The 25,479-nt window shown below is 72.8% G+C and carries 26 protein-coding genes; 21 read left to right on the forward strand and 5 right to left on the reverse strand.

Annotation, left to right across the window (positions count from 1 at the left end; all coding sequences use genetic code 11):
• Window positions 1-76: 76 nt before the first annotated feature.
• A complete protein-coding gene (gene rox / locus AB0B97_RS01840; RefSeq protein WP_357489814.1) occupies window positions 77-1,504 on the forward strand; it encodes a rifampin monooxygenase in 1,428 nt (475 codons plus the stop codon).
• Window positions 1,505-1,532: 28 nt separating this feature from the next.
• Here the strand turns inward: rox and AB0B97_RS01845 are convergent, their stop codons facing one another.
• The gene (locus AB0B97_RS01845) at window positions 1,533-2,183 is read right to left on the reverse strand and encodes a GGDEF domain-containing protein (protein ID WP_357489816.1); all 651 of its coding nucleotides are present in this window, start codon (window positions 2,181-2,183) and stop codon (window positions 1,533-1,535) included.
• Between the two features lie 267 nt (window positions 2,184-2,450).
• Between AB0B97_RS01845 and AB0B97_RS01850 the strand changes: the two genes are divergently transcribed.
• The 7 genes from AB0B97_RS01850 (at window position 2,451) to AB0B97_RS01880 (ending at window position 8,292) form a co-directional block, all read left to right on the forward strand.
• Window positions 2,451-2,690 (forward strand): DUF397 domain-containing protein, encoded by a 240-nt coding sequence (locus AB0B97_RS01850; RefSeq protein WP_234588179.1) that lies wholly within the window; start codon window positions 2,451-2,453, stop codon window positions 2,688-2,690.
• Between the two features lie 138 nt (window positions 2,691-2,828).
• A complete protein-coding gene (locus tag AB0B97_RS01855; RefSeq protein ID WP_357489818.1) occupies window positions 2,829-3,716 on the forward strand; it encodes a helix-turn-helix transcriptional regulator in 888 nt (295 codons plus the stop codon).
• Between the two features lie 128 nt (window positions 3,717-3,844).
• The gene (locus tag AB0B97_RS01860) at window positions 3,845-4,909 is read left to right on the forward strand and encodes a LacI family DNA-binding transcriptional regulator (RefSeq protein WP_234588182.1); all 1,065 of its coding nucleotides are present in this window, start codon (window positions 3,845-3,847) and stop codon (window positions 4,907-4,909) included.
• A gap of 2 nt (window positions 4,910-4,911) precedes the next feature.
• Entirely contained in the window at window positions 4,912-5,115 is a 204-nt protein-coding gene (locus tag AB0B97_RS01865) for a hypothetical protein (RefSeq protein WP_357489820.1), read from the forward strand.
• A gap of 87 nt (window positions 5,116-5,202) precedes the next feature.
• A complete protein-coding gene (locus tag AB0B97_RS01870) occupies window positions 5,203-6,681 on the forward strand; it encodes a serine/threonine-protein kinase (protein ID WP_357489822.1) in 1,479 nt (492 codons plus the stop codon).
• Window positions 6,682-6,705: 24 nt separating this feature from the next.
• Window positions 6,706-7,581: an alpha/beta hydrolase gene (locus AB0B97_RS01875; protein ID WP_357489824.1), complete on the forward strand. Its 876-nt coding sequence runs from the start codon at window positions 6,706-6,708 to the stop codon at window positions 7,579-7,581.
• A gap of 60 nt (window positions 7,582-7,641) precedes the next feature.
• Complete coding sequence (locus tag AB0B97_RS01880; RefSeq protein WP_357489826.1) at window positions 7,642-8,292, forward strand: histidine phosphatase family protein; 651 nt, start codon at window positions 7,642-7,644, stop codon at window positions 8,290-8,292.
• 15 nt (window positions 8,293-8,307) lie between these two features.
• Here AB0B97_RS01880 and AB0B97_RS01885 read toward each other — a convergent pair whose 3' ends face one another.
• Together AB0B97_RS01885 and AB0B97_RS01890 are read right to left on the reverse strand one after the other, a co-directional pair.
• Window positions 8,308-8,808, reverse strand: coding sequence for a DinB family protein (locus AB0B97_RS01885; RefSeq protein WP_357489828.1), 501 nt, complete (start codon window positions 8,806-8,808; stop codon window positions 8,308-8,310).
• Window positions 8,809-8,912: 104 nt separating this feature from the next.
• Window positions 8,913-9,593, reverse strand: a complete 681-nt coding sequence (locus AB0B97_RS01890; protein ID WP_357490589.1) for a carbon-nitrogen hydrolase family protein — start codon at window positions 9,591-9,593, stop codon at window positions 8,913-8,915.
• A gap of 100 nt (window positions 9,594-9,693) precedes the next feature.
• Here AB0B97_RS01890 and AB0B97_RS01895 point away from each other — a divergent pair, with 100 nt between their 5' ends.
• The 7 genes from AB0B97_RS01895 to AB0B97_RS01925 all read left to right on the forward strand — a co-directional run bounded on the left by AB0B97_RS01895 (window position 9,694) and on the right by AB0B97_RS01925 (window position 16,560).
• A complete protein-coding gene (locus tag AB0B97_RS01895) occupies window positions 9,694-10,503 on the forward strand; it encodes a DedA family protein (RefSeq protein WP_357489830.1) in 810 nt (269 codons plus the stop codon).
• A gap of 60 nt (window positions 10,504-10,563) precedes the next feature.
• A complete protein-coding gene (locus AB0B97_RS01900) occupies window positions 10,564-11,724 on the forward strand; it encodes a histidine kinase (RefSeq protein WP_357489832.1) in 1,161 nt (386 codons plus the stop codon).
• Complete coding sequence (locus tag AB0B97_RS01905; protein ID WP_357489834.1) at window positions 11,715-12,365, forward strand: response regulator transcription factor; 651 nt, start codon at window positions 11,715-11,717, stop codon at window positions 12,363-12,365. Before AB0B97_RS01900 ends, AB0B97_RS01905 begins: the two co-directional genes overlap by 10 nt.
• Window positions 12,366-12,868: 503 nt before the next feature.
• A complete protein-coding gene (locus AB0B97_RS01910; protein WP_357489836.1) occupies window positions 12,869-13,453 on the forward strand; it encodes a hypothetical protein in 585 nt (194 codons plus the stop codon).
• Window positions 13,454-13,872: 419 nt separating this feature from the next.
• Window positions 13,873-14,292, forward strand: coding sequence for a protein-tyrosine phosphatase family protein (locus AB0B97_RS01915; RefSeq protein WP_357489838.1), 420 nt, complete (start codon window positions 13,873-13,875; stop codon window positions 14,290-14,292).
• A gap of 110 nt (window positions 14,293-14,402) precedes the next feature.
• The gene (locus tag AB0B97_RS01920) at window positions 14,403-15,692 is read left to right on the forward strand and encodes a D-alanyl-D-alanine carboxypeptidase (RefSeq protein WP_357489840.1); all 1,290 of its coding nucleotides are present in this window, start codon (window positions 14,403-14,405) and stop codon (window positions 15,690-15,692) included.
• A gap of 40 nt (window positions 15,693-15,732) precedes the next feature.
• Complete coding sequence (locus AB0B97_RS01925; protein WP_357489842.1) at window positions 15,733-16,560, forward strand: peptidylprolyl isomerase; 828 nt, start codon at window positions 15,733-15,735, stop codon at window positions 16,558-16,560.
• Window positions 16,561-16,715: 155 nt separating this feature from the next.
• Here the strand turns inward: AB0B97_RS01925 and AB0B97_RS01930 are convergent, their stop codons facing one another.
• Entirely contained in the window at window positions 16,716-17,738 is a 1,023-nt protein-coding gene (locus AB0B97_RS01930; protein WP_357490591.1) for a LacI family DNA-binding transcriptional regulator, read from the reverse strand.
• 177 nt (window positions 17,739-17,915) lie between these two features.
• Here AB0B97_RS01930 and AB0B97_RS01935 point away from each other — a divergent pair, with 177 nt between their 5' ends.
• The 3 genes from AB0B97_RS01935 to AB0B97_RS01945 all read left to right on the forward strand — a co-directional run bounded on the left by AB0B97_RS01935 (window position 17,916) and on the right by AB0B97_RS01945 (window position 20,434).
• Window positions 17,916-18,935, forward strand: a complete 1,020-nt coding sequence (locus AB0B97_RS01935; protein ID WP_357489844.1) for an acetylxylan esterase — start codon at window positions 17,916-17,918, stop codon at window positions 18,933-18,935.
• Between the two features lie 84 nt (window positions 18,936-19,019).
• Window positions 19,020-19,877 (forward strand): M15 family metallopeptidase, encoded by an 858-nt coding sequence (locus tag AB0B97_RS01940; protein WP_357489846.1) that lies wholly within the window; start codon window positions 19,020-19,022, stop codon window positions 19,875-19,877.
• Window positions 19,878-19,927: 50 nt separating this feature from the next.
• A complete protein-coding gene (locus AB0B97_RS01945; protein ID WP_357489848.1) occupies window positions 19,928-20,434 on the forward strand; it encodes a DinB family protein in 507 nt (168 codons plus the stop codon).
• Between the two features lie 8 nt (window positions 20,435-20,442).
• On the opposite strand, the gene AB0B97_RS01950 is transcribed toward AB0B97_RS01945, so the two are convergent.
• Window positions 20,443-21,630 (reverse strand): spore photoproduct lyase family protein, encoded by a 1,188-nt coding sequence (locus AB0B97_RS01950; protein ID WP_357489850.1) that lies wholly within the window; start codon window positions 21,628-21,630, stop codon window positions 20,443-20,445.
• A gap of 160 nt (window positions 21,631-21,790) precedes the next feature.
• Here AB0B97_RS01950 and AB0B97_RS01955 point away from each other — a divergent pair, with 160 nt between their 5' ends.
• From AB0B97_RS01955 to AB0B97_RS01965, 3 genes are all read left to right on the forward strand, one after another.
• Complete coding sequence (locus AB0B97_RS01955) at window positions 21,791-23,107, forward strand: RICIN domain-containing protein (RefSeq protein ID WP_357489852.1); 1,317 nt, start codon at window positions 21,791-21,793, stop codon at window positions 23,105-23,107.
• Between the two features lie 21 nt (window positions 23,108-23,128).
• A complete protein-coding gene (locus tag AB0B97_RS01960; protein ID WP_357489854.1) occupies window positions 23,129-23,590 on the forward strand; it encodes a hypothetical protein in 462 nt (153 codons plus the stop codon).
• Between the two features lie 681 nt (window positions 23,591-24,271).
• The gene (locus tag AB0B97_RS01965; protein WP_234588207.1) at window positions 24,272-25,471 is read left to right on the forward strand and encodes an RtcB family protein; all 1,200 of its coding nucleotides are present in this window, start codon (window positions 24,272-24,274) and stop codon (window positions 25,469-25,471) included.
• Window positions 25,472-25,479: the final 8 nt, after the last annotated feature.

The following is a 25,479-nucleotide window of genomic DNA, read 5'->3' on the forward strand; positions in this document are numbered from 1 at the left end:
GGGTCTTGCGGCAAGACCCGGGTGATGCCGCAGAATCTCCACCCGAAGCCCAAACGTGGGAAAATCGGGGGATCTCGTGATCGATGTGATCATTGCCGGCGGCGGGCCGACCGGTCTGATGCTGGCCAGCGAGTTGCGACTGCACGGTGTGCGCGTGGTCGTGGTGGAGAAGGACGCCGAACCGACCCGCTACGTCCGTTCGCTGGGTCTGCACGCGCGCAGTATCGAGGTGATGGACCAGCGCGGGCTGCTGGAGCGCTTCCTCGCCCTGGGCACGCGGCATCCGCTCGGTGGCTACTTCGCCGCGATTCCCAAGCCGTCGCCGGGTGGTCTCGACAGTGCCCACGCGTACGTCCTCGGTATTCCGCAGACCACCACCGACCGGCTGCTGGCGGAGCACGCCGTCGAGGTCGGCGTCGAGGTCCGCCGCGGCAGCGAACTGGTCGGCCTGAGTCAGGACGACGACGGGGTGACGGCGGAACTGGCCGACGGTACGCCGCTGCGGTCCCGCTATCTCGTCGGCTGCGACGGCGGCCGGAGCACGGTCCGTCGGCTGCTCGGTGTCGGCTTTCCCGGTGAACCCAGCCGGGTCGATTCGCTGCTCGGCGAGATGGAGGTGGGCGTACCGGCGCAGACGGTGGCCGAGGTGGTGGCCGAGGTCCGCAAGACCCACCTGCGGTTCGGTCTCGGGCCGCTCGGGGACGGCGTGTACCGGGTTCTCGTGCCCGCCGCCGAGGTGGCCGCGGACCGCTCCGTCCCGCCGACGATCGAGGAGTTCCAACAGCAACTGCGGGCGTACGCGGGCACCGACTTCGGCGTGCACTCGCCACGCTGGCTCTCCCGCTTCGGCGACGCCACCCGGTTGGCCGAGCGCTATCGGGTCGGCCGGGTGCTGCTGGCCGGAGACGCGGCGCACATCCACCCACCGACCGGCGGGCAGGGGCTCAACCTCGGCATCCAGGACGCGGTCAACCTCGGCTGGAAGCTGGCCGCCGAGATCAACGGCTGGGCGCCCGACGGGCTGCTGGACAGCTACCACGCCGAGCGGCACCCGGTGGCCGCCGACGTGCTCGTCAACACCCGCGCGCAGATGTTCCTGCTGTCCCCCGAGCCGGGGCCGCAGGCGGTCCGCCACCTGCTGTCGGAGCTGATGGACTTCGAGGACGTCAACCGGTACCTGATCGAGAAGGTCACCGGCCTGGGGGTGCGCTACGACTTCGGCGAGGGCCACGAGCTGGTCGGTCGGCACCTGCGGGACGTACCGCTGAAGCGGGGACGGCTCTACGAGCTGCTGCACGGCGGTCGCGGGCTGCTGCTCGATCAGACCGGCCGGCTCTCGGTCGACGGGTGGGCCGACCGGGTCGACCACGTCGTCGACGTCAGCGCGGAACTGGACGTACCCGCGGTGCTGTTGCGGCCGGACGGCCACGTGGCCTGGGCCGGTGACGATCAGGCCGACCTGGTCGCTCAGCTGCCCCGGTGGTTCGGCGGACCCGCCGTCTGAGGCGGACCCGCCGCCTGAGGCCGTCCTGTCACCACTCCGCGAGGCGGGCGCTGTCGACGAGCTGGCGGGGCGCCCGCGGGCCGGAGAGGCTCTTCGCCTGGTACATGGCCGCGTCGGCGCGGCTGAGCGCATCGGTGAGCTGGGCCGGACCGGTCACCGGGGCGAGCCCGACCGAGGCGGTGACGCGGACGCTGCACCCGTTGAGCCGGATGGGCGCGGCGACGGTCTCGCTGAGGCGGCGGGTGGCGTGCTCGATCCAGCGCCGGTCGACAGTCGGGCTGGCGAGCAGGCCCGCGAACTCGTCGCCGCCGAGGCGGGCGACGAGGTTGTCCCCGGCGAAACCGGCCAGCCGTTCGGCCACGCTGATCAGCACCTGGTCGCCGGCGGCGTGCCCGTACCGGTCGTTGATCTGCTTGAAGTCGTCGAGGTCGAGCACGATGGCGATCAGCGGCTGGCCGTCGGCGTTGGTGAGCAGCGCGGCCGCGAGGCGGTAGAAGGCGCGTCGGTTGGGCAGCCCGGTGAGCGGGTCGTGGCTGGCGGCGTGCCGTTCGGCGGCCAACTCGGCCTGGAGGTGCCCGATCTCGGCCTCGGCCCGCAGGGCCCGTCGGCGCATTTGCCAGGAGGAGAGCAGGGCTCCCGCCGCACAGATGCCGGAGGCGACGCTCATCGGATCCGGCACGAGACCTCCCATCGCCGCGACCGCCTCCAGCCGTCGGTCTGCGCGGCGCGGTGCCGCGTCGGGGCCAGTTTTCCCTGGTGGTTGCCCCAGTCGGGGTAACGCAAAGTGAACGGATAAGCACCGATCACGTGCGTTATCATGCTCGCCGTCCGGTGCAGATGCAATAGCAGATGCACGTGCATAACGATCCACTGTCGATACCGCACCCTCGCCGTCACCGCTCCTCCCACGGGCACCGGCGGGCTCGTGAGCAGAAAGACGCCTCTCATGCAACAGCCACCCAATGGCGTTCCGATTACTCAGTTGCCCCCGCTGAGCTGGCAGAAGAGCCGCCGCAGCAACCCCAGCGGCAACTGTGTCGAACTCGCTGAACTGCCCGGGGGAGCCGGCATCGCCGTCCGCAACTCGCGCCATCCGGAGGGGCCGGCACTGATCTACACAGTGGACGAGATCGCCGCGTTCGTGCTCGGCGCACGCGACGGCGACTTCGATCACCTGATCAACTGACCGGTCGCCGAAGGCCGTCCCGGGGACGGGACTGAATCGCCGGTACGGAGGAGTTCACCTCACTGTCGGTCCATGGCATGCTTACACGTCGGCCGGGCTGGGTGCCCGGCCGCGTGGTCGGTATCCGGAGGTCCGCACGTGACGATGGTTCCCGCCGAGGGCGGTCCGACAACCGGGCCAACCGTGCTGCGCATGCTGCTCGGCGCCCAACTGCGCCGCCTGCGGGAATCCAGCGGAGTGACCCGGGAGGGCGCCGGGTGGGAGATCCGCTCCTCTGAGTCGAAGATCAGTCGGATGGAGCTGGGTCGGGTCGGCTTCAAGGAGCGCGACGTGTCCGACCTGCTGACCCTCTACGGCGTCAGCGACGAGGGCGAGCGCGAGGCGCTGCTGAAGCTCGCCCGGGACGCCAACAGCCCCGGCTGGTGGCACCGCTACGGCGACGTGCTGCCCAGTTGGTTCCAGTCGTACCTGGGCCTGGAGGCGGCGGCTGCGCTGATCCGCAGCTACGAGGTGCAGTTCGTCCCCGGCCTGTTGCAGACCCGGGAGTACGCGCGGGCGGTGGTGCTGCTCGGGCACGGGGCGGCCGGCGTCGCCGAGATCGATCGCCGCGTGGAGTTGCGGATGCAGCGCCAGCAACTGCTCCACCGGGACAAGCCGCCGCAGCTCTGGGCCGTGGTGGACGAGGCGGCGCTGCGCCGTCCGATCGGCGGCGCCGAGGTGATGCGTGAGCAGCTCGTCGCGCTCATCGAGGCCACCAAGTCGCCCACCATCCGCCTCCAGGTCATCCCGTTCGCCGCAGGTGGCCACGCGGCCGCCGGTGGCGCGTTCACCATCCTGCGCTTCGGTGACCAGGAGCTGCCGGACATCGTCTACATCGAACAGCTCACCAGCGCCATCTACCTCGACAAGCGCGACGACCTCGACTATTACGCAGTGGCCATGGAGCGGCTGTGCGTCGAGGCCGAGCCGCCGGAGCGTACGCCGGAGATCCTCGGTCGACTGCTGGAGGAGCTCTACCCGCAGTGAGCGCCCGCCCGGGGCGGCAGTCGCATCCGGGGTGGCCCTGCGGGTTCGCAGGTTCGTATTGACCGTCGCCAACTCGTCGGGTTAGTCTCTGTATCGATTCAGACTGAATCGATACAGAGAGGTGCCGGGTGAAGCCAACACTGCAAGCCGTCGCGGACGCCGTAGGTGTCTCCCGCAGCACCGTGTCCAACGCCTACAGCCGTCCCGACCAGCTCTCCACGGCGCTGCGCGAGCGGATCCTCGACGCCGCCCGTCAACTGGGCTACCCCGGGCCCAACCCCACCGCCCGCTCCCTGCGCCGCGGCTTCGTCGGCTCCATCGGGGTCCTGTTCACGTCGCAGCTGTCGTACGCCTTCACCGACCCCTTCGCGATCAGCTTCCTCACCGGGGTGAGTGGCGCCGCCGAGCGACACGGCACGAGCATGCTGCTGGTGCCGCTCCCACCCGCGCAGACCGACGCCCGCCGCGCGGTGGAGAACGCCGCAGTCGACGGCTTCTGCGTCTACTGCGTCGCCGACGAGGAGTGGGCGTTGGACGTGATCCGGGCGCGTGGACTGCCGTACGTCAGCACGGCCCCCCGCGACGACGCCGGCGCGGACGAGCGGTACGTCGGCATCGACGAGCGGGCCGCGGCGCGCAGCGTCGCCGCGCACGTGGCCGGCCTCGGTCACCGCCGGGTGGCCCTGCTCGCCGACGCCGTGCTGCCCGACGCGCCCGCCGGCCCCGTCACCCTGTCCGGTGCGCACGAGGCGTGGCACCCGACCACCCGCGGCCGGCTCGCCGGCTTCGCCGACGCGTTCGCCGAGGTCGGCGTCGACTGGGCGGAGCTGACGCTGGTCAACGCCCTCGGCAACAGCCGCCAGGCCGCGGCCGCCGCCGTCGCCGGCCTGTTCGACGGGCCCGTGCCACCGACCGCCGTGCTGGCCGGTTCCGACATCCTCGCCCTCGGTGTGCTCGACGCGCTGGCCCAGCGGCCGGGCGGCACCAACCCGCCGGTCTCGGTGACCGGCTTCGACGACATTCCGGAGGCCGCGTCGGCCGGCCTCACCACCGTCCGGCAGCCGGCCGAGGAGAAGGGCCGGATCGCCGCCGAACTGCTGCTCGACCCACCAGCGGACGCCGCGGCCGGTCACGTGCTGCTGCCCACCGCACTCGTCGTCCGGGCCTCCACCGGACCTGTCCCGAGGAGTTGACCATGGAATTTTCGACCGGCTACGTCACCGCTCTCGACGCGATGAACCGACACGTCAACTCGGCCCGACCGGACGCCCCGGTCCAGGCCGAACGGCAGCGCCGGCCGCTGCTCGCCCCGACCCGACAGGTGACCGCCGTCGCCCTGCGCCGGCTCGCCGACCGGATCCAGCCCCGACCGATGCCCACGGTGACCCGCTGCTCCTGACCCATTTCGGCACAGGCGGGACGAACGGTGCCGGTTCGGGCACGCAGAGTGGTCGAAGGGGCACTCGCCAGGCAGACTGGTGAAGCCATGTCACCCTTCACGCCCACCCTCCGCCTCCACGACCGCTACGTCCTGCACGAGCGGATCGGGCTCGGTGGCATGTCCGAGGTGTGGCGGGCCGACGACGAGGTCCTCGGCCGGCCGGTCGCGATCAAGGTGCTGGCCGGGCAACTCGCCGCCGACCCGCAACTGCGGGCCACCATTCAGCGCGAGGCCCGCGCGGCCGCCCGGCTGACCCACCCACACGTCACCCAGGTGTACGACTACGCCGAGGCGACGCTGGCCGGCGGCGTCGTCGTCCCGTACCTGGTGATGGAGCTGGTCGAGGGCCACAACCTGGGCGACCGGCTGCGCGGTGGCCCGCTGCCCTGGCCGGAGGCCGTCCGGGTGGCCGGGCAGATCGCCGCCGCGCTGGCCGCCGCGCACCGCATCGGCGTGGTGCACCGCGACGTCAAGCCGGGCAACGTCATGCTCACCGACACCGGCGCCAAGGTCCTCGACTTCGGCATCGCCGCGCTCGGCGGGCTGGACAGCCAGTCCGGCGAGCCGCTGATGGGCACACCCGCGTACTTCGCGCCCGAGCGCCTCACCGCCGGCCCGCCCGATCCGGCCAGCGACGTGTACGCCCTCGGCGCGCTGCTCTACCGCACGCTCACCGGCCAGGCGCCCCTGCCCGTGCAGAGCTGGGAGGACGCCCTCGAGGTGCACCGGCGGGGCACGCCGGTGCCGCCGCTGCGGGTGGACGGCCTGCCCGCCGACATCGCCGACCTGACAGTTGCCTGCCTCGCCGCCGACCCGGCCCGCCGGCCGAGCGCCGCGCAGCTGGCCCGCCGGTTCGGTGCCGGTCAACCGGTCGAGCCCCCCACCGAGCTGCTGCGCATCGTTCCGTCCGCCGCGGCGGCCCACCCGCCGACGCTGATCGACCGCTCGGCCGCCCGACCCGTGCCGGCTCCGGCCGTGCCGGCCCGCCGCCGATCGCGCCGACCTCTGGGCCTCCTCGTCGCGGCCGGTCTCGCCATGCTGGTCGGCCTGGGCGCGGTGCTCACCCAGGGCCTCGACACTCCCGACACTCCCGACACTCCCGGGCCCGCGCAGGTGGCGGCCCCGCCGTCGACCTCCGCCCCGGCGCCCGCGCCCAGCACCCAGTCACCGAAGCCGTCGGCGTCGGCGTCGGCGTCGCCGTCGCCGTCGACCGCAAGCGCCGCGCCACCGACGGTCGGCCAGCAGGTGCCGGTCAGCTTCCGCCAGGTCAGCGACGAGTTCACCGAGGTGCTCGCCGCGGCGGTGGCCCGTGGGGATGTCGACCGCAAGACCGCCCAGGACCTCCGCGACGACCTCGCCGACGTGAACCGACGGTCCAAGGACCGCGAGCGGCGCATCGCCGACCTGCGCGACACCATCGCCGAGTTGGTGGACCGTGGCCGGCTGCCGCGGCAGACGGGCGCCCAGCTCGACGCGCTGCTCAGTCAGGCCCGCGGGCTGCCCGCCGGCCGCACCGACGGCTGAGGCATCTGTCGTAGTCTCACCGGCATGACGACGAAGCAGACGCACACCCTCGCCGTGCCCGGCGTCGAGCTGGTCTACGACGTCCGCGGCCCACTGCCCCCGGGCGGCGGACGGCCCGCGCTGCTCATGATCGGCCAGCCGATGACAGCGGAGGGCTTCGACGCGCTCGCCCCGCACTTCAGTGACCGCACCGTCGTCACCTACGACCCGCGCGGGCTCGGCCGCAGCATCCGTACCGACGGCCGGTCCGACCACACGCCGCAGCAGCAGGCAGCCGACCTCCACCTGCTCATCGAGGCGCTCGACGCCGGCCCGGTGGACGTGTTCGCCAGCAGCGGCGGTGCCGTGACCGCACTCGAACTCGTCGCGACCCACCCCGGCGACGTCGTCACGCTGGTGGCCCACGAGCCGCCGATCAACGCGGTGCTCCCGGACGCCGCGGCGGCCGAACGCGCTCGGAACGGCTTCTACGAGGCGTACCAGGCGAAGGGATTCGGCGCCGGCATGGCCTCGTTCATCGCGATGACGTCGTGGCAGGGCGAGTTCACCGACGCCTACTTCGCCCAGCCCGCGCCCGACCCGGCGATGGTCGGCATGCCCACCGACGACGACGGCAGCCGCGACAATCCGCTGCTGTCGAAGAGCTCGTGGGCGATCACCGACTACCGCCCCGACGCGAGCGTGCTCACGGCGTCGTCGACCCGGATCGTGATCGCGGTCGGTGAGGAGTCGGCGGGCACCTACACCGCCCGTACGGCCCTCGGCACGGCGGCGCTGCTCGGCCAAGAGGCCGTGGTGTTCCCGAGTCACCACGGCGGCTTCCTCGGAGGCGAGTTCGGCTACGCGGGCAAGCCCGAGGAGTTCGCCGCGCGGCTGCGCGAGGTGCTGGACGCCGGCTGACGACAGTCATCTCGTACGGACGGCTGATCCATCCGCGTGCGTCGCTGGCATGATGGGCCGATGCGAACACGGTTGATCTTCGTGCGGCACGGCGAGTCGCTCCACCAGGCCGACGGGATCGTGGGCGGCCCGCACGGATGCCGCGGGCTGACGCCGCTCGGCCACGACCAGGCACACCGGCTTGCCCAGCGACTCGTCGACGACTACGCCGTCGAGGGGCCGGTGGCGGTGTACTCGTCAGTGCTGCGGCGCACCGTCGAGACCGCGCAGCCCATCGCCGCGGCGTTCGGCGTCCGCCCGCTGGCCGACTGCGGTCTGTGCACCTGGCACACCCCGCCGTACGCCGACGGGCTGCCGGTCACCCGCTTCCGTACCGAACACGCGGTGCCCGGTGGGGGAGTGTTCCGGCCCTTCGAGGATGGCAACGAGAGCTGGGCCGAACTGGTGGTGCGCGTCAGCCGCGCCATCATGGAGATCGCGCACCGGCACCGGGGCGGCAGCGTGGTCCTGGTCGGCCACAGCGAGACCGTCGAGGGCGCCTTCCACGCGCTCGCCGCGCAGCCGATCTTCCGGGCGTTCGACCTGGACGTGCCGCCGGCCTCGATCACCGAGTGGGTCACCGACCACGACACCGGCGGCTGGCCGCCGGCCCGCTGGACCCTGCGCCGCTTCGGCGACACCGCCCGGGTCGGCCAGCGCGCGATCCAGTAACGCCGCGCCGGCGCCCTAGTCGCTGCTGAGGACCTGCTCGCGCAGGATCTCCGCGTGCCCGCAATGCTGAGCCAGCTCGCGCAGCACGTGCAGGTACACCCAGCGCAGCGGCAGCGGGCCACGCCGGTGGCCGCGCAGCACGTCGTCCAGGCCCAGGGACGCCGTCGCGCGGCGGGACGCCTCGCACGCCTCGCGGTGCGCCTGCCGGACGGTGGCGATCGTGTCGCCGGCGGCCAGGATGAACGACTCGTCCGGCGTCGCCGGGATGCCGATCTCGGCGCGTGGCCGGCAGGTGACGGCCTCGTCGAACCAGACCTTCTCGACGAAGGCCGCGTGCTTCACGAGCCCCAGCAGCGTCGTGCGGGACGGCACCAACGAGCGTCGCGCCTGCTCCTCGGTGAGCCCGTCCAGGGAACTGTTGAGCGCGCGGCGGTGCTCGTCGAGAAACGCCTCGACCTGCGCCTGGGACGGCAGATCGACGACATCGTCGGCGAAGGTCGGCGGAAAACCGGTCATGGGCCGAAGCATGTCAAGGCCGCCGTCCACGAGCAACCGCGAAACGCACGAGCCGACCGACACCGAAGCGCCGTGACGCCGATCCGGCCGCACCGACTGCGTCCTCAGTGGAGGGTCGTCGCGGTCCACTCGCCCGGCGCCGTGTTCACCCGGGCGGCCACGTCACCCTGCGGCGTCCAGATGGCCGACCGGCCCGCCGCCTCGGTGTAGCCGCCGCCGGTGGACCCGGCGAAGCTCGCCACCGCCACCCAGACCCGGTGTGTCGTGGCGATCCGTTGTGCCCGCTCGTCCGGAACCGCCGCGTCGCGCGCGAACTCCAGCACCCCCGCCGCGTACACGTCGATCCCGAGCGCGGCCGTGCGCTGCGCGTGCGCGGCGACGCCGGTGTCCTTGCAGACCGCCAGCCCGATCCGCCACCCGTCCACCGCGAGCACACCTGGTGTGTCGCCCGGGCGGAACCGCTGCGCCTCCGCGCCGCCCAGCCACATCTTCCGGTACGCCACGGCCACCCCGTCGCCGGTCACCGCCAGCACCCCGATGTGGTCACCGGCCACCGGTGCGCCGGCCAGCGCCAGGGTGCCCGCCTCGGCGCACGCGTCGACAAGCGGCGCCAACCGGGGGTCGTCGACCGACACGACCGGGCCCTGCACCTCGTACCCCGTCAGGGACAGCTCCGGGAAGACCACCACCCGGGCGCGCGCCGCGCGGACCGCGTCGGCGTGTGCCCGCGCGTTCGCTGCGACATCCAGGGGTACGCACGGCGGCTGCGCCACCGCGAGCCGCAACGGGGTGCGGTTTTCCGCACCCCCGCCGGTGTGGGCGACCCGCGGGGTCCGATGGTCCGCCTCATGGTCGATTCTCAGGATCGGTTCGTAGCGTGGGGACATGATTCGAACGTCGCACGCCGTCCTCGCCACCGGAACCCCCGCGGCCGCGGCCGAACCGCCCGAGGGCGGAATCGTCGGCTACGTCAGCGATCTGGTGGAACGGCTCGGCGGCCCGGGCGCCGGACTGGCGGTGGCGCTGGAGAACCTGTTCCCGCCGATCCCCAGCGAGGTCATCCTGCCGCTGGCCGGCTTCGTGGCGGCACAGGGGCGGATGAGCCTGGTCGGCGCGATCTTCTGGACCACGCTGGGCTCGGTGCTGGGCGCGCTGGCGCTCTACCTGATCGGCGCGTCCCTGGGCCGGGAGCGGATGCGCGCCATCGTCGCCCGACTGCCGCTGGTGAAGCTCAGCGACGTGGACCGGACCGAGGCGTGGTTTCTCCGGCACGGCGTGAAGGCGGTGTTCTTCGGCCGGATGATCCCGATCTTCCGGAGCCTGATCTCCATCCCGGCCGGGGTGGAGCGGATGCCGGTGCGGACCTTCCTGCTCTACACGACGCTGGGCAGCCTGATCTGGAACACCACCTTCGTGCTCGCCGGCTACCTGCTCGGCGACAACTGGCACCTCGTCGAGGGCTACGTCGGCACTCTCCAGAACGTCGTGATCGTCACCTGCGTCGCGGCCGTCGCCTGGTTCGTCGGCTCGCGGGTGCTGCGGGCCCGCCGCTCGGCGCGAAACCCCGCGTCGGCCGACCGCTCCGGCTCGGACCAGGGGTCTTCTCGCCATGGTGCGCCGCCGTCGGGGATGCCGGATCCGGGCGGTCGGGGCACCCTCTACCGGGGGAGTTCCTGGGCCTCGGACGAGCGCTAGCGTCTCGCGGAGGTCTCCGGTGAAGCGGAGCGAAGGAGACGCCACCCGAAGGGACGCCAGGTGACCGGGGAGCGGCCAACCGGCCCGTGGTGGGCTCGGCTGCGGCTGCCGTTCGGCGTCGCCGTCGGGAGTGCGACGGCCGCCGTCGAGCTCGGCTTCCTGGCCGTCGCGGCGGTCGCGCTCGCCGTGTCCGCGCTCGCGCCCGCGGCCGGCCGCCGGGTCACCGACCTGACCAGACGGTGCGCGGGACAGCTCGTACGCCTGGAACGTCGACGCCTCGCCGGTCTGCTCGCCGCGGACGAGCCGCCCGCGGCGCACGAGGTGGCGGCCCGGCGGCAGGTCGGCTACCTGGCCGCCCGGTTGCTGCCCGGCACGCTCGGCCTGCTGGCGTACGCCGTGCTGGGCATCGGCCTGGTGCTCGCGGGGATCGTGCTGCGCGCGGCGGTACGCGGAGAGTTGAGCCTCTTCGACGCGCTGTCACAGGTCGCCGTCGGCGCGGTGCTGCTCCTGCTCAACATCCAGGCCCTCGCCAGCATCGCCGCGCTGGACGTCCGGCTGGCCCGGCGGCTGCTGCGGCCGGGGCACCGGGCGGAGCTGACCCGGCGGGTGCAGGAGCTGACCACCAGCAGGGCAGCGGTCATCGCGGCGGTCGACGCCGAACGGCAGCGCATCGAACGCGACCTGCACGACGGTCTCCAGCAGCGGCTGGTCGCCCTCGGGATGCTGCTCGGGAGGGCCCGCCGCGCCCGCGACGCCGACCGCACCCGCGCCCTTGTCACCCAGGCCCACGAGGACGTGCAGCGGGCCGTCGCGGAGTTGCGCGAGGTGGCGTGGCGGGTCTACCCGTCGGCGTTGGACGCCAGCGACCTGGGTGAGGTGCTCGCCATGGTCGCCCGCGGTTCCGAGGTGCCGGTGCGGATCCGCTGCGACCTGCCGCTGCGCCCCGCACGACAGATCGAGACGGTGCTCTACTTCGTGGCCTGCGAAGCGCTCACCAACGCCGCGAAACACGCCGCCGCTACCCTGGTCACGGTCGAGATCGGCGTACGCGAAGGGTGGGTCCGCATGCGGGTGCACGACGACGGTGTCGGCGGCGCGGATCTCACCGGGCGCGGGCTGTCCGGGCTGGCTCGGCGGGTCGCCGCGCTGGACGGTCGGCTGGTCGTGACGAGTCCGGCCGGCGGCCCGACCACAGTGCTCGCGGAACTGCCGTGCGGTTAGTTCTCGCCGAAGACTCGACCCTGCTCCGGGAGGGCCTCACGCGGCTGCTGGCCGAGGAGGACCACGAGGTGGTCGCCGCCGTCGGCACCGCCGACGAGCTTGTCGAGGCGGTCGCCCGGTCCCGTCCCGACGTGGTGGTCACCGATGTCCGGATGCCGCCCACCCACACCGACGACGGGTTGCGTGCCGCGTTGGAGATCCGCGAGCGGTGGCCCGACACCGGCGTCCTCGTGCTCTCCCAGTACGTCGAGCGGCGCTATGCCGCCCGCCTGCTCGCGGACCGTCCCGAAGGCATCGGATACCTGCTCAAGGACCGGGTCGCCCAGGTGGACGACTTCCTCGACGCCCTCGACCGGGTCGCCGCCCGGGGCACCGCGCTCGACCCGGAGGTGGTCCGCCAGGTGGTGGCCGGATCGGAGCGACCCGACCCGTTCGGTCGACTCACCCCGCGCGAACGGGACGTCCTGCACGAGATGGCCCAGGGGCACACCAACGCCGCTGTCGCCCAACGGTTGCACGTGTCGCAGAGCGCCGTGGAGAAGCACGTCAACGCCATCTTCGACAAGCTCGGCCTCGCCCACACGACCGGCTACAGCCGCCGCATCCTCGCGGTCCTGCGCTACCTGGGCACCCCCTCGTAGAAGCCGGGATGTCCGGATCATCCCGACCCTGAGGTGTCGGAGGTTCCGGGCGGATCGTCACCTGACGGTCCGCTCCGGCCCACTCGGGTGGATGATCGCGGGCGAAATGTCCGATCCTGGGGTCTTCAGGCTGTGACCTGTCGCATCCCTGGACCGGAATCGTGGCCGGCCGGGGGTCGTTACACACCCTGACGATCGCAGGACCACGGCCACCTCCACCCGCTCGACCGGATGGGGAATGGCCGGCCGGGCCGGGTCGTTGCAGACCCCCGAACGACAGTGGGCCCGCCCCCGGGTCCGCAACCTGGCCCCGGTGAGGGCCGGGAATGACCCCGGACCGGTGGTCGTTACACACGGTCCCGGCGCCGCGAGCCTCCCCGGTTCGCAGGCCGCCCCCCAGACTTTTCCCCTTGTTTTGTGCAGCGCCGGACGAGGTGCTCACATCCGCGTCGCCGCTCCCCGGCGGTGAGGCGGGTGTTCCTACCCCCGAAGGAGCTACCCCCATGAACACGATCTTCCGTAAGAGCATGCTGTCTGTTGCCGGTCTCGCGTTCGCCGGTGGTGTCTTCGCCGGCCCGATCGCCCATGTCGCCACCCCGGGCACGGACGCCCGCCCGGTGGCCGTGGTGCAGGCCGACAAGCCCGACACGAGCAAGCTGATCCCGCACGGCACCCAGGGTGCCCAGTCGCACATCGACCTGAACGACGAGCAGACCGCCAACGTCAAGGCGATCATCGCCGCCACGAAGAAGGCTGGCCTGCCCGAGCGCGCCGCGGTCATCTCGATCGCGACGAGCCTGCAGGAGTCGAAGCTGGAGAACCTGGGCCACCTCGGCGACATGAACGACCACGACTCGCTGGGTCTGTTCCAGCAGCGGCCGTCCAGCGGTTGGGGCACGCCCGAGCAGATCACCGACCCGGAGTACTCGACGACCGCGTTCCTCAAGGGCCTGCGTCAGGTTGACGGCTGGCAGGACATGCCGCTGACCGAGGCCGCCCAGACCGTGCAGGTCTCGGCGTACCCCGACGCGTACGCCCAGTGGGAGCAGCAGGCGGCCGACCTGGTTGGCCAGTACTGGAACAGCTGACCCACCGGCACAACCCGACCGATGGCCGGCACCCCCTGGGGTGCCGGCCATCGGCATGCCCACCCGCCGGGTCGCCCGGACGGCCCGCTCGGCCCGGCCCGTACAGCGCGGCGCGGCGCGGCGCGGATCTTGGACAGTTACCGTTCCGAGCGGACGGTAACTGTCCAAGATCTGCGCTGGGGCGGGAACACCGGCGGGCGTCCGCTGGTTGTGCACAGTGTCGGTGTGATTCAGTGTCCCCGGGCCTCACCTACATAGCCCTCGCGGAATACCGTCCGGCTGGAGCCGCGTCGCGCCACTCGCCGAGAGGCGACCTGCACACCGACACCGGCGCCGCCCTCGACCACCCGGTCGGGGGCGGCGCTTTTCCGTGTCCGCCGTGCACCATGAGCCGCCCTCGTGCGCGGCACAATGTCCCGGTGACTGCCGCGCAGATCTGGTCGGAGCAGACGGGGTTGCTCGTACTGCCGAGCGGGGCCGCGGTGCGCGGCCGCCGCGTCGCCGCGACCGCCTCGCCTGCGGACTTCGCCCTGCTGTTGGCACCCGGCCCGGAGCCGACCTGGCCATACCGCCGGATCAGGTGGCCCGACTTCTGGGTGCCGCTCGATCGGGCGGACGCACTCGACGCGTTGCGCGCGGCTCTGCGTCGGGCACACGACGGTGAACGCGTCGAGGTGGCCTGCCGCGGCGGGATCGGCCGGACCGGAACGGCGTTGGCCGCTCTGGCGATCCTCGACGGCCTGCCTGCCGAGCAGGCGGTGCCCTGGGTCCGGGCGGGCTACCACCGGAAGGCTGTCGAGACACCCTGGCAGCGACGCTGGCTGCGCCACGTCGCCTGACCACCGGCGTCGCCGGCGACGCGACACGCTCCTGGTGGAGTGGGCCGCCGCCGGATGGTCGAGCGGCCAACCGCTCCCGCCGGGCGATCTTGTTGACTAGGGTCGGGCACATGAGAGCTGCGCTGCTGGCGGTTACGGCGTCCGCCGTCCTGCTCGCTCCCGGGCCGGTCCCGGCCGCCGCGGCGGCCCCCACGCCCGTCGCCCCGACGGAAGCCGCCGCCACGGGTGCCGCCGCCCCCGTGCCGACCGTGCGGTGTCCACGGGTGCCGGCGCCGGCGATGTCCCGCCCGCCACGGCCCTCGCCCCCACCCGCCGTGCCCGAAGCGCGGGTGGTCGGCGGCGCGGGGTTGGCCACCAGCGGCCTCGTCGTGCCGCCCGGGGCGGGCACGCCACCGGCGATCACCGCCACCTCGTGGCTGGTCGCGGACCTGGATTCCGGCCAGGTGCTCGGGGGCTGCGGCCCGCACGAGTACGGCACCCCGGCCAGCGTCCAGAAGCTGCTGCTGGCGGCCACGATGATGCCCCGGCTCGACCCCGCGCAGACGGTGACCGTCACCGCGGCGGACATGAACATCGAGCTCGGCTCCTCCGCCGTCGGCCTGGTCGAGGGCGGCCGCTACACGATCGAGACGATCTGGCTGGGGCTGCTGCTCAACTCCGGCAACGAGGCGGCGAACGCGCTGGCCCGGCTGGGCGGCGGGTCCGACGGCGCGGCCGGGGGAGTGCGCGCCATGAACGAGCAGGCACACCACCTGGGCGCGCTCCAGACGCATGCGGTCACCCCGTCCGGCCTGGACGGCAAGGGCCAGTTCACCAGCGCGTACGACCTGGCGCTGATCGCCCGGGCCTGCTTCGCCCAGCCGACCTTCCGGCGGTACGCGCTCACCCGGCTGGCGACGATTCCGGCTCAGCCGGCGCAGCGGACCAAGGGCTTCCAGATCCAGAACGAGAACCAGCTCATCTACCGCTACCCGGGTGCGTTGGGCGGCAAGACGGGCTTCACCGACCTGGCGCGGCACACCTACGTCGGCGCGGCGGAGCGGGACGGGCGTCGGCTGGTGGTGACGCTGCTCGGTGCCGAGCCGGCGCCGATGCGCGGCTGGGAGCAGGGGGCGGCCCTGCTGGACTGGGGTTTCTCGCTGCCCCGCGACGCAGACGTCGGCCGCCTGGTCGAGCCGGGTGAGCTGACCGCCACGCCGTCGGCCGCGCCGTCCGCGCTGGCCGCGCCCGGTCCGCCCCGCCCCGCGGCGGCCAGCGGCCCGGCGGGCACCGCCTCGGGATGGCTGTGGTCGGTGGTCGCGCTCAGCGGCGCGGGAGTGCTGGTACTGCTGGGCGGGTTGCTGTGGCACCGCCGCCGCCGGTTGCCCGGTCAGATCGACAACGGGCCCCGGCATCCATAGACTCCGGTCTTTCTGGCAGCACGAGCCCAGGAGGATCCCTGTGTCGAGTGAACTCGAAACGCCGTCCGGCGCGGCGGCACCCCGCCGGTCGGTGCGCGCGCTGACCCGCCTCGCGGGTGTCACGGCGTTCGCCGCAACGCTGATCGTCGGTGCGTCGGCTGCCGCGGTGGCCGCGCCGGGCGCGGCCGACGACGCGGTGAGCGCGTCCGCCGCCGATGCCCGCCCGCCGCGCACCACGCACGGCCCGTGCGCCTACACCGAGACGCCCGACGAGCCGGCCGCCCGGCCGGTGCCGCTGCCGCCCGACCCGCGCCGCACCCCGGACCGGGGCAGCGTCCGGGTGACGATCTCCACGAACCAGGGGCCGATCGGGTTGACACTGGACCGGGCCGCCGCGCCGTGCACGGTGCAGAGCTTCCTGCACCTGGTCGGCAAGCGCTTCTACGACCGCACCCCGTGCCACCGGCTCACCGCGTACCCGACGCTCAGCGTGCTGCAGTGCGGCGACCCGTCCGGCACCGGTGAGGGCGGCCCCGGCTACCGCTACCGCGACGAACTGCCGACCGACCTGCCGCCGGCCCCCACCGACCCGACCGGCGTCCGCCGGGTCTACGCCCGGGGTGTGCTCGCGATGGCCAACGCCGGGCCGGACACCAACGGCAGCCAGTTCTTCCTGGTGTACGCCGACTCGGCGCTCCGCCCCAACTACACGATCTTCGGCACTGTCGACGCCGCCGGGCTCGCCACCCTGGACCGGATCGCCGCCCAGGGAATCGCGCCGACGGCCGAGGACCCGGCGCCGGTCGACGGCGCTCCCGCGCTGCCGGTGACCATCCGGCGTGCCGTGCGGGCACACCACCACCACTGATCCCGCTCGGCGCGGTGGGCGGCCCCACGTCGCCCACCGCGCCGCGAGGCGTGCAGGTCTGTTGTCGTCGCTGCGGCGGGCCGGAATTTTCGCGGCTGGACCGGAACAGGTGGAACCGGAATCCGCCCCGGTTCGAGCCGTCGGAACCGAAGGGGTCAGCCGGTCGGCGGGACGGCGGTGCTGTCCCGGACGACCAGCTCGGTGGCCAGCTCCACCCGGGGTGAGTCGATGCCCTCGCCCTGGGCCAGTCGCAACACCGTCCGCACCGCCAGCCGGCCCATCTCGACAAGCGGCTGCCGGACGGTGGTCAGCGGCGGTGACGCCCAACGGGCTTCCGGCAGATCGTCGAACCCGACCACGCTGACGTCGTCGGGAACCCGCAGGCCACGGCGGCGGATGGCCTCGTAGACGCCGAACGCCATCTGGTCGCTGGCCGCGAAGATGCCGGTGGGCGGGTCGGCCAGGTCGAGCAGCGCCGTGCCGCCGGCGAAGCCGGAGGCGTGGTAGAAGTCGCCCGGGTAGATCAGCGCGTCGTCCACCGGCACGCCGGCGGCCTCCAGTCCCGCGCGGTAGCCGTCGAGGCGGGCCCGGCTGCACAGCAGGTGCGTCGGCCCGGCCACGAATCCGATCCGCCGGTGGCCGACCGCCAGCAGGTGTTCGGTCGCGGCGAGCCCGCCGGCCCAGTTGGTGGCGCCGATCGTCGGGACGTCCATCGCCGGCACGCCGGCCGGGTCGACGACCACCACCGGCACGTTGAGGCGGCGCAGTTGCGCGTGCAGGGGCGGGCTCAGGTGTGACGTCACGAAGATGACGCCGTCGGTGGCGCGGGTGCGCAGGTTCTGCAACCACTGCCGGGCCGCCGTCGGCTGCCGGTGGATCGCGGAGACCACGGTGCCCACCCCGGCGCCGTGCCCGACGTCCTCCACGCCCCGGATGATCTCCACCGCCCAGGGGCTGTCCAGGTCGTTGAAGACCAGGTCGACGAGGCCGGCGCGGCGGACGCTGCGGCTGCTGCGGCGCCGGTAGCCGTGGTGGCGCAGCAGCTCCTCGACGCGTTCGCGGGTGTCGGGGGCCACATCGGACCGACCGTTGAGCACCCGTGACACGGTCGGCACCGAGACCCCGGCCTCCCGTGCGATCGCGGTGATGGTCACCCTGCGTCCGTCGTCCGCGTCCACCCGCGTCTCCTTCACCGCTCCGGAGAGACGACCACGAGCGTCGTCCATCCAGTGTCCCGGAACGGCACGCCCGCCCCTCGCGCCATCTTGCCTCACGGACGGGGGTTGACGACACGCCAGGTCGGTTCTAGCGTTCGGCTGAGTTGCGGAAATATTCCGGAAATTGCGGGGGGCGCCATGCACACGGACCTGCCCGAGGCGCAGCTACGCGAGTACCGCGGCGTGGTGCGGGACCCGGCCGACTTCGACGAGTTCTGGGCCGACACCCTGGCGCAGGCCCGCGACGCCACCTGGCCGGTCCGGCTCGAACCCGTGGTGACCGGCCTGAAAGCCATCGACGTGTACGACGTGACGTTCCCCGGGTTCGCCGGTCAGCCCGTCCGGGCCTGGCTGCGGGTGCCGCACGGCGCCGGCACGGCGCTGCCGACCGTCGTGCAGTACGTGGGCTACGGCGGCGGGCGCGGACACGCGCTGGAGAACCTGCTCTGGGCGTCGGCCGGGTTCGCCCATCTGCAGATGGACACCCGGGGGCAGGGCTCGGGCTGGAGCCGGGGCGTCACGGCGGACCCGGGCGCCGCCGGCCCGGAGGCGCCCGGCGTGGCGACGCGGGGCATCGCCGATCCCCGCACCTACTACTACCGACGGTTGATCGCCGACGCGGTCCGGGCGGTGGACGCGGCCCGGACCCTGCCGATGGTCGACCCGACCCGGGTGGCGGTGCTCGGGCACAGCCAGGGTGGCGCGCTGGCGCTCGCGGCCGGCGCGTTGGCGCGCGGTGTGCGGGCCGTGGTCGCCCTCGTGCCGTTCCTCTGCGACATTCCGCGTGCCGTGGTGGTCACCGACGCCCACCCCTACCGGGAGATCCGCGACTACCTGGCGATCCACCGGGACGCCGAGGAGCGCGTGTTGTCCACCCTGTCGTACGTCGACGGCGTCAACTTCGCCCGACGCTGCCGCCGGCCGGCCCGCTACTCGGTGGCGTTGATGGACGACATCGTGCCGCCGTCGGGGGTCTACGCCGCCCACAACGCCCACGCCGGGGCGACGGAGCTGTCGGTGTGGCGGTACAACGGCCACGAGGCCGGCGGGATCGACGACGACGAGGCGGCCCTGCGCTTCCTCGGCGCGCACCTGGTCGAAACCCCCGACCCGGCGCCGGCCATTGCCGATCCGGCTCCGGTCCCGGCCGGCGGTTGAACGGGCTCGCCGCGGCCGGCTGTTGATCCGGCGCGCGGCACCTGCCGCTGCTGATAGACAGGACGGGTGCGCAGGTCAGGGTGGGTGAGCGGCGGCGTCGTGCTGGCGCTCGTCGCGGTGCTCGGCGGCTGCTCGCATCCGCAGCCGCGTCCGGGCCCGGCGGCCCCGCTCCCGCCGACGGCGAGCCCCGTACCGTCGTCGGTGACCCCGACCCCGACCCCGACCCCGACCCCGACGGCGACCGGCGGGTTGCCGGGCTTCGTGGTGCTGACCGACGTCGACCCGCGCATCCACGCCGACATCCGCTACGCCACGGCGCACAACTTCGTGGGCCGGCCGATCGCCGGCTACCCCGAGCCGCTGTGCCTGCTCACCCGCCAGGCGGCCGAGGCGCTGCGCCGGGTCCAGGACGCCGCGCTGGCCGGCGGCCACAGCCTCAAGGTGTACGACTGCTACCGCCCGCAACCGGCGGTCGACGACTTCGTCGCCTGGTCGAAGCGCCCCGGCGAGCAGCAAACCAAGGCCGAGTTCTATCCGGACCTGGCCAAGGACCGGCTCTTCGCCGACGGTTACATCGGAGCGCCGACCGCCCACAGCCGGGGCAGCACGCTGGACCTCACGCTCGTCGACGAGCCACCCGCCGACCAGCCCGCGTACGTCCCGGGGCAGCGGTTGGTCCCGTGCACCGCGCCGGCGGGACGGCGCTTCGCCGACAACAGCATCGACATGGGCACCGGGTTCGACTGTTTCGACGTCCGGGCGCACACCGACGATGCGCACGTCACCGGCACGGCACGGGACAACCGGCAGTTGCTGCGACGGTTGATGACCGCCGCCGGGTTCGTCAACTACGACCGCGAGTGGTGGCACTACAGCCTCCGCGACGATCCGCACCCGCGCACGTACTTCGCCGCGCCGGTGGCCCGCTCCTCGGTCGGCTGACGCGTGGCCCGACACCACCGCCGGCGGCACCGTCCGGCATGATCACGTCAATGACCACCGAACGGATCGGCCCCCCGCTCACCGGCGACGAGCGCGAGACGCTGCGCGCCTTCCTCGACTTCCACCGGGCGACGCTGGCCCTCAAGTGCGCCGGCCTCACCGACGAGGAGTTGCGCCGGCGGTCCATGCCGCCGTCCACGCTGTCCCTGCTGGGCCTGGTCCGGCACATGGCGGAGGTGGAACGTGCGTGGTTCCGACGGGTCATCGACGGCGAGGACATCCCCCTGGTCTGGTCGGAGACCGGCGACTTCCAGCAGGCGTACGACGCCAGCGCTTCCACCCGGGCCGAAGCGTTCGACGCCTGGGAGCGCGAGGTCGAGCACGCCCGCCGGATCGAGCGGGCAGCCGCGTCGCTCGACGTGACCGGCCACAACGCCCGCTCCGGCGAGACCGTGTCGCTGCGCCTGGTCATGCTGCACCTGATCCACGAGTACGCCCGGCACAACGGGCACGCCGACCTGCTGCGCGAAGGTGTCGACGGCACCGTCGGCGTCTGAGGGGCGCGTCAGGTCCAGTAGAGGATGCGGCAGGCCGGGACCCGGGCGGTCAGCTCGTCGGTGAACCAGCTCCGCAGCTCGGCCATCGTGTCGCGGGGGTAGACGTACTTCACCGCGCCGAACCTGCCGTGTTTGCGGCTGCGGGCCTCCTCGTCCATCTCCAGACGGGTGCGCGGGTACCAGCCGAGCAGCACCTCCTTGCTGCCCGGTGTGAACCGGTGGGTGATCAGCTCGGCGGTCAGGTCCAGCTCCGGGACCCCGTCGACCGCCGCGCGGACCTGGTCCAGCAGCTCGCCGTAGCGTTCCCGCCAGTCGGGCAACGCGATGATCGGCGCGATGGTCAGCCCGACGGGGTAGCCGTCGAGCGCGAGCCGGCGCAGCGCGGCGAGCCGGTCCGGCACCCGCGCCGTGCCGCCCTCGAACCGTTCGCTGACCGGGGCGCAGTTGACGCTGAACCGGACCCGGGTGCGGCCGTGGTGGGGCAGCCCGACGAAGGTGTCCACGTCGGCGTACTTGGTGGTCCAGCGCAACTGCACGGGCGCGTCCCACTCGGCGAAGTGCTGCACCGCCCGCCGCCAGCTGCCGGTCAGGTGTTCCAGCGCGAGGGGGTCGGTGTAGCAGGACGCCTCGAAGGTGGTGCCCTCGTCGGCGCGGCGCGCGTTGCGGCTGGTCACGGTGCCGCGCCCGGCGTACGGGGCCAAGCCGGCCAGGATGTCGTCGAGGTCCGCGTACACCCGGGTCACCGGCGGGCCGGAGAGCGAACCGGCGAGGTAGCAGTACTGACAGTGCGCGGGGCAGCCCTCGGCGAGATCGACGCGCCAGTCGGCGCTGGGGGCGATGGGTTGCAGGACGCGCCGCGACGGCGGGCTCACGACGATCGCCATGGTCGCCTTGGCGCGGGCGTACGTCTCGGAGTCGGTCTGCCCCCGTACGCCGGTGAGCCGGTTCGACCGCAGCCGTTCCACCTCGATGCCCAGCGCCCGCACCCGGTCGACGATCCGCTGCCCGTGCGGGTGTTCCAGGGCGGCCGGGGTGGCCACCACCCGGCCCGGGGTCCAGCGGCGTGCCGGTTTCGCAGGCGGGGCGAGCCCGGTCAGGTCCCGGGTCGGCACCCGCTCGCCGCTGGCGTCGTGCGGCGCGGCGGGCAGGTCCACGGCGAGCGGCCGGTCGACGTCGACGGCGTCCGGGCTGGTCATCCGGCCGGGGTACCCGCTGCCGCAGGAATCCCACCCGATCGGGCCGGCGGCGATTGACGCACTGGGCGGCACGGCATAACCTTTCGTCTATCTGTAAACCTTGTGAACAGATAGTTCACGTCGACGCGGCGGCGCGCGTCCCGACCGAAGGGACGATCAGGTGATCGCAGAACTTCCCTCCCGTACCAGAAGGATCCTGTCGGTTTTCGTCGCCCTCGTCGTCGCCGTGACCGCCGGCCTCGGCCTCGGCGTCGCGCGCAGCGCGCAGGCCGCGCCGACGTTCAAGGTTCTGGCCTTCTACAACGGCACCTGGGACGCCGCGCACATCGACTTCGACCGGGACGCGCGCGCCTGGTTCCCGCAGGCCGCCGCCCAGTACGGCTTCTCCTGGGAGGCCACCACCAACTGGGGCCTCTTGAACACCGCGAACCTGGCCCAGTACAAGGTCATCATGTTCCTCGACGACGCGCCGCCCGCCGCGCAGCGGCCTGCCTTCCAGCAGTACATGCAGAACGGTGGGGCGTGGATGGGCTTCCACGTCAGCGCGTTCACCACCGACCCGTCGAGCTGGAGCTGGTACTACAACACCTTCCTCGGTTCGGGCTCGTTCCAGACCAACACCTGGGGACCGACCCGCGTCACGATGCGCGCCGACAACCGCACCCACCCGGCCACCCAGGGGCTCCCGGCGACCTTCGCGTCGTCGATCAGCGAGTGGTACTCCTGGAGCAACGACCTGCGCCAGAACCCGGACATCGACATCCTGGCCTCCGTCGACCCGTCCAGCTTCCCGGTCGGCACGGACCCCAACCAGTCCTGGTACGGCGGCTACTACCCGCTCGTGTGGAGCAACAAGCGCTACAAGATGCTGTACGCCAACTTCGGGCACAACGCGATGAACTACAGCACCAACACCGGGCTGTCCTCCACCTTCGACAGCCCGCAGCAGAACAAGCTGCTGATCGACGGTCTGCACTGGCTCGCCGGCACCGGCACGGCGCCCACCCCGACGCCCACTCCGACGGGCACCGCCGGCCCGATCTCGCCGACCGCCTGGCACACGGTCGTCAACCGGGGCAGCGGCAAGTGCGTGGACGCGCGGGCCGCCGGCACCGCCAACGGCACGGCCATCCAGCAGTACGCCTGCAACAACAGCGCCGCCCAGCAGTACCAGTTCGCCCCGACCAGCGGCGGCTACCTGCGCGTCAACAACCGCGGCAACAGCGCCCAGGTGCTCGACGTGACCGATCGGTCGACCGCCGACTCGGCGCCCATCCAGCTCTGGTCCTACAGCGGCGGCAACAACCAGCAGTGGCGGGCCGAGTCCGAGGGCGGCGGCTACTACCGGCTGGTCAACCGCAACAGCGGCAAGTGCCTGGACGTGCCGGGAGCCTCCACCGCGGACAGCGTCCAGCTCATCCAGTACACCTGCAACGGCACGGCGGCGCAGTCCTTCCGGCTGGTGCCTGTGTCATAGCGTCGTCGTACCCTCTGCGCCATGGCGATTCCCGACCTGGTGCCGATCGCGCACGAGCCCGACTACCGCACCAGCACCATCGGTCGGTACGACAAGGGTCAGTTCTTCGGCTCCGTCACCGCCACCCTCAGCGACGGTGGCGGAGCCGACGACGACTGGTACCGCCACAAGCGGTGGTACGCGGTGCTGCACCGGTTCGACGCCGACGGCGTGCACACCGACTCCGACATCTGGTTCGCCGGCACCAGCGAGACCGAGGACGCCTCCATCGACCGGGCCAGGGCTCGCCTCGCCGAGTGGCTGGACGCGCTGCCCGGCCGCGTCTTCGCAGACATCGCCATCGGGCCGTTCCAGATCGAGGTCGACGGGCACACCTTCGGGCTGGTCGACTGGTCCGAGGAGTACGACGGCGACGACCACGCTGAGTTCCTCCCCGACGACCTCGGGTTCGATCCGCCCTGGGACGGCTGCTACGACACCTGAGCCCCGCTCGGCGGCCCGCCCCCACGCCCCCTGGTGCGTGCCCTGTCGAGCTGCCCCACGAACGGGGCAGGCAAGCGAGCGCACGTGTCGGTGTCGTGACCGCCGTCGACCGTGGGCGTGACCGCCGTCGGTCGTTTGCGGTGTCGCGACCGCCGCGGGCGGTGCTTCCTCCGGCTGGCCTCGGTGGAAGCACTGCCCCATCTACCTCCGCCTGGCCTCGGTGGGAAGCACCGCCCCATTTACGGGGCAGCTCGACAGGTCGCGAGAGTGACCCCCGGGGCCAGACCACGGCCAGTCGCGCGGGCGCAATATCCTTTGCGGACAGCTCCTGCCCCGCCTACCGTCATGCGCAGTACGGCCGAGCACACCCCGGGGAGCACGCCATGTCGCAACGCACAGCCACCGACGCCACCTGGCGCAGGCCAGGTAGCGGCGCCGGTGCCGCGTTGCGGTCCGCCGCGTCGTACGACTGTCTCGGCCGGCCCGCGCAGGGGCGACCCCAGGATCGGTGCCAGGGGCGGCGACTTCGCTGACGCCACACGCGTCAGGCGTGGCCGCCCACCCCCTGCGGGTTGGCGGCCCTTTTCCTATCCGACGAACTCTCGCGCCTATTCATGGTGGCGCACGATCATTTCCGGTCATCATCAACGATTGGTGCCGGTCTGAAACAAGGAGACCACGATGGGATTCACCCCCCTCGCCGGCACTCGGGCGCCCGTCCGGGTCTGGACCGACCCGTACGCCATCGAACCGCAGGCCGCGAAGCAGCTGCGCAACATCGGCGCGCTGCCCTGGGTGCAGGGCGTCGCCGTCATGCCCGACGTGCACTTCGGCAAGGGCGCCACGGTCGGCTCGGTGATCGCCATGCGACAGGCCGTCTCGCCGGCCGCGGTCGGCGTCGACATCGGCTGCGGCATGTCGGCGGTGCGTACCTCGCTGACCGCCGCCGATCTGCCGGACGACCTGGCCGGGCTGCGCTCCGCGATCGAGGCCACCATCCCGGTGGGTTTCGCCCAGCGGCAGGAGGCGGTCAACCCGCGCCGGGTCCGTGGCCTGGAGCAGGCCGGTTGGGACGACTTCTGGAGTCGGTTCGCCAGCCTGGACCGGCGGGTGGCGCAGCTGGAGACCCGGGCCCAGCGGCAGCTCGGGACGCTCGGCGGCGGCAACCACTTCATCGAAGTCTGCCTGGAGCAGGGCGGCGCCGACGAGGGCCGGGTCTGGCTGATGCTGCACTCCGGGTCGCGCAACATCGGCAAGGAGCTGGCCGAACGGCACATCGGAGTGGCCCGCAAGCTGCCGCACAACGTCGACCTGCCCGACCGGGACCTGGCGGTGTTCCTCGCCGGAACGCCCGAGATGGACGCGTACCGGCGGGACCTGTGGTGGGCGCAGGAGTACGCGCGGCGCAACCGGGCCGTCATGCTGGCCCTGCTCTGCACTGTGGTGCGCGAGCACTTCCCGCAGGTCGGCTACGACGAGCCCATCAGCTGCCACCACAACTACGTGTCCGAGGAGAGCTACGACGGGGTGGAGGTGCTGGTCACCCGCAAGGGCGCGATCCGGGCCGGCCGGGGCGACCTGGGCATCATCCCCGGGTCGATGGGCACCGGGTCGTACATCGTGCGGGGCCGGGGCAACCCGGACGCGTACTGCTCGGCGTCGCACGGCGCCGGCCGTCGGATGTCGCGGGCGCAGGCCAAGCGGACGTTCAGCACCGACGACCTGGCGGCGCAGACCGCCGGCGTGGAGTGCCGCAAGGACGCCGGGGTGGTCGACGAGATCCCCGGCGCGTACAAGGACATCACCGAGGTGATGGCCCAGCAGGAGGACCTGGTCGAGGTGGTCGCGCACCTCAAGCAGGTCGTCTGCGTCAAGGGCTGACGGGGTAC

The organism is Micromonospora sp. NPDC049004 (genome assembly GCF_040649315.1).
GTDB lineage: Bacteria > Actinomycetota > Actinomycetes > Mycobacteriales > Micromonosporaceae > Micromonospora.

Excerpts from the sequence above, each read along its gene's own strand:
- AB0B97_RS01965 (WP_234588207.1), top strand. The coding sequence starts at position 24,272 with ATGGGATTCACCCCCCTCGCCGGCACTCGGGCGCCCGTCCGGGTCTGG.
- AB0B97_RS01920 (WP_357489840.1), top strand. The coding sequence starts at position 14,403 with ATGAGAGCTGCGCTGCTGGCGGTTACGGCGTCCGCCGTCCTGCTCGCT.
- AB0B97_RS01880 (WP_357489826.1), top strand. The coding sequence starts at position 7,642 with ATGCGAACACGGTTGATCTTCGTGCGGCACGGCGAGTCGCTCCACCAG.
- AB0B97_RS01865 (WP_357489820.1), top strand. The coding sequence starts at position 4,912 with ATGGAATTTTCGACCGGCTACGTCACCGCTCTCGACGCGATGAACCGA.
- AB0B97_RS01850 (WP_234588179.1), top strand. The coding sequence starts at position 2,451 with ATGCAACAGCCACCCAATGGCGTTCCGATTACTCAGTTGCCCCCGCTG.
- AB0B97_RS01895 (WP_357489830.1), top strand. The coding sequence starts at position 9,694 with ATGATTCGAACGTCGCACGCCGTCCTCGCCACCGGAACCCCCGCGGCC.
- AB0B97_RS01960 (WP_357489854.1), top strand. The coding sequence starts at position 23,129 with ATGGCGATTCCCGACCTGGTGCCGATCGCGCACGAGCCCGACTACCGC.
- AB0B97_RS01885 (WP_357489828.1), bottom strand. The coding sequence starts at position 8,808 with ATGACCGGTTTTCCGCCGACCTTCGCCGACGATGTCGTCGATCTGCCG.
- AB0B97_RS01945 (WP_357489848.1), top strand. The coding sequence starts at position 19,928 with ATGACCACCGAACGGATCGGCCCCCCGCTCACCGGCGACGAGCGCGAG.
- AB0B97_RS01910 (WP_357489836.1), top strand. The coding sequence starts at position 12,869 with ATGAACACGATCTTCCGTAAGAGCATGCTGTCTGTTGCCGGTCTCGCG.
- AB0B97_RS01875 (WP_357489824.1), top strand. The coding sequence starts at position 6,706 with ATGACGACGAAGCAGACGCACACCCTCGCCGTGCCCGGCGTCGAGCTG.
- AB0B97_RS01935 (WP_357489844.1), top strand. The coding sequence starts at position 17,916 with ATGCACACGGACCTGCCCGAGGCGCAGCTACGCGAGTACCGCGGCGTG.
- AB0B97_RS01950 (WP_357489850.1), bottom strand. The coding sequence starts at position 21,630 with ATGACCAGCCCGGACGCCGTCGACGTCGACCGGCCGCTCGCCGTGGAC.
- AB0B97_RS01870 (WP_357489822.1), top strand. The coding sequence starts at position 5,203 with ATGTCACCCTTCACGCCCACCCTCCGCCTCCACGACCGCTACGTCCTG.